Genomic DNA, 2,487 nt, shown 5'->3' with positions numbered 1-2,487 from the left:
ATGGTCTCGTGTCAGTTCTGGTCGAGTTCGGGCTCCACGTTTTTAGGTTTGAGGGATGCTTTCCGGAGCGACTCGCCGGTAAGCGTGATCCGGTGATGACGTTGCATCAGACGGTCGAGCATCGCGTCGGCGATGGTCTCGTCGCCGATCCAGCCGTGCCAGTGCTCAATCGGTAACTGGCTGGTGACGATCGTCGCTTTGCTGGCCGCGCGATCGTCGATCATCTCCAGCAGATCGTTTCGAACCATCGCGTCGAGCGGTGCCATGCCCCAATCGTCCAGGAGAAGGACGTCAACACGGGCGACCTGCAGCAGCCATTTGGTGAAGCCGCCGTTGCCGTGCAGGATTCGCAGCTCTTCATTCAGCCGTGGTACGCGCAGATATAAAGCCGAATGCCCGCGCCGGCAGGCGTACTGTGCGAGAGCGCAAGCAAGCCACGATTTCCCGGCGCCCGTCGGCCCGCTAATGAGCAGGCTGTAGCCGGCTTCGACCCAGTCACCAAGGGCGAGGCTCGTGAGCGTGCGCGCATCCACGCCCCGGCCGGATCGGGTGTCGAGGTCCTCGATAGCGGCCTGCGGGTACTTGAGGCGCGCCTGCTTGAGCAGCCGGGCGCGGCGCCGATCGTCGCGGCAGTTGGCCTCCCGATCGACCAGCAGCGACAGGCGTTCCTCGAAACTCAGGCTGGCCGCCCCGGGCTGTATCAATTGTTCTTCGAGACCGTCAGCGAAGCCCTCAAGCTTCAGGGCACGCAGTTGCGTCAGTGTCTGTTGCATCATCATGGCGGGTTCTCTTTATTGGTAGTAGCTGGGGCCGCGTACGTGCGCATGGCTTGGGCTGATCCAGTCGGCGGGCGCCGCCGCAGCAGCAGCGCGGTCGCGGTTGTTGATCAGGATGTCGCGCACATGGCGGTAACGGTGAGTGCCCAGTTCGAGCGCCAGTGCACAGGCCGCTTCGAGACGCTCGCGGCCATAACGGCGTGAGAGCGAGAGCAATCCGAGGCACGCCCGATAACCGTGTTCCGGGTGACGCTGTTCCTGCAGCAGCCGGGTGACGAGTGCGCCGGTTGCTGCACCGATCTGCTGACCCCAGTGGATGAGCCGTTGTGGCGTCCACTCGAGATGGGCGCGGTGAGCTGCCGGCATGTGTTCGACGACAGTGGTGTAGCCGCCCGCGCGATCATTACGGGCGTGGCTGGCGACACGGCGACCGCGATGCAATAGCTCGACAGCACCGGCTGTGATGCGCGCATCGAGCTTGAGGCCAACCAGCGCGTGCGGCACGCTGTATCGGTGTTTGTTGATCTCGACGTGATAGTCAATGTGCACCGTCACCGTCTTGAAGCGCGCGAGCTCATAGGGTTGGGCCGGCAGCGGCTGCAATGCTGGCGCGTCAAGCTGTGCAAATGCGCTGGCGCGACATCCTGGCAGCTTCTGGAACGGGCGATCGTTCAGCTTCTTTAACAGCGGACGGATCGCGTCATCGACGGACTGGACCGACGCAAACCGGTGATGACGCAGACGCGCCATGATCCAGCGTTCGACCACCTGGACTGCCACCTCAACTTTCGGCTTGTCCTGGGGGCGATAGACGCGAGCAGGCAGGAATGACGTGCCGTAGTGGCGTGCGAAGTCCAGCACGGTGTCGCCCGCGCGAGGTTCATAGCGGTCGGGATCGGCAATCATCGCGCGCGGATTGTCCGGCACGATCAGCTGTGGCACGCCCCCATAGAACGTCAGGGCGCGTGCGATGCCGCCGAGCCAGTCCTCCATCGTTTCTGCCGGCGTCGCGCACGCGAACGTGTAGCTCGAGGCGCCCATGGCGGCCACGAAGATGTGCGCGCGGCGCCCAGTGGTCAGCGGCAGCGTTGGGCCGGCGAAGTCGACGAACAGTTTCTCGCCGGCGCGGTGAATCTGCCGCATCGAGCGCTTCAGGCGTTTCGTGAACGTCCTGTAGTGCTCGCAGAACTGAGTGTAGCGGTAGGTCTGCCGGTCCGCGAACTCGGCCTGGTACTCCTCCCACAGCAGCGTGAGCGTCATACCCTTGCGGCGCAGCTCCTGATGGATGCGCCCGTAGTCAGGCTGGGCGTAGGCCGCTGGCCCCGTCGGCTTGCCCAGTAGCCGCCGCTCGAGCTCGCCTTCGTCCATATCGCAGGCACTTGACCAGTCGAGCCCGGCCGCACCGGCCAGCCCGAGGTACTTCGTGACCACGCCCTTGGAAATGCCCAGCGACGCGGCGATCCGGTCGTGCGAGAAGCCGCCGTCGAACTTGAGTCGTAAAACGTCTTTGATCATGCGCATGTTCATCCGGTGCGCGGGCATGGTCTCTCCGGCAAAAGCCGGCGAGCATAGCCCGCATCGTTGAAGTCATGCGCAACGCCAATCCTTCCTTCCGATCCGGTCGGTCACGTTCCCGGATTCGTCGGTCACGTTGCCGAAATCACCGGTCACCATCCCGAAACGGCCGGTCACGTTCGCCCGAAATACGCAC

General features: G+C 64.1%; 2 protein-coding genes. Both read right to left on the bottom strand.

Translation table 11 applies throughout. The annotated features are described in order from the left end of the window. Window positions 1-11 precede the first annotated feature (11 nt). Window positions 12-779, bottom strand: coding sequence for an IS21-like element helper ATPase IstB (gene istB / locus PQR02_RS40135; protein WP_408243342.1), 768 nt, complete (start codon window positions 777-779; stop codon window positions 12-14). Window positions 780-791: 12 nt separating this feature from the next. After that, window positions 792-2,318, bottom strand: a complete 1,527-nt coding sequence (gene istA, locus PQR02_RS40130) for an IS21 family transposase (RefSeq protein WP_408243341.1) — start codon at window positions 2,316-2,318, stop codon at window positions 792-794. Window positions 2,319-2,487: the final 169 nt, after the last annotated feature.

It is taken from the genome of Paraburkholderia sediminicola (assembly GCF_046026895.1).
Lineage (GTDB): Bacteria > Pseudomonadota > Gammaproteobacteria > Burkholderiales > Burkholderiaceae > Paraburkholderia > Paraburkholderia sediminicola_C.
The sequence above is the reverse complement of the archived record's forward strand: the minus strand, read 5'-3'. Positions and strand labels throughout refer to the sequence as shown.

Excerpts from the sequence above, each read along its gene's own strand:
- istB (WP_408243342.1), bottom strand. The coding sequence starts at position 779 with ATGATGATGCAACAGACACTGACGCAACTGCGTGCCCTGAAGCTTGAG.
- istA (WP_408243341.1), bottom strand. The coding sequence starts at position 2,318 with ATGCCCGCGCACCGGATGAACATGCGCATGATCAAAGACGTTTTACGA.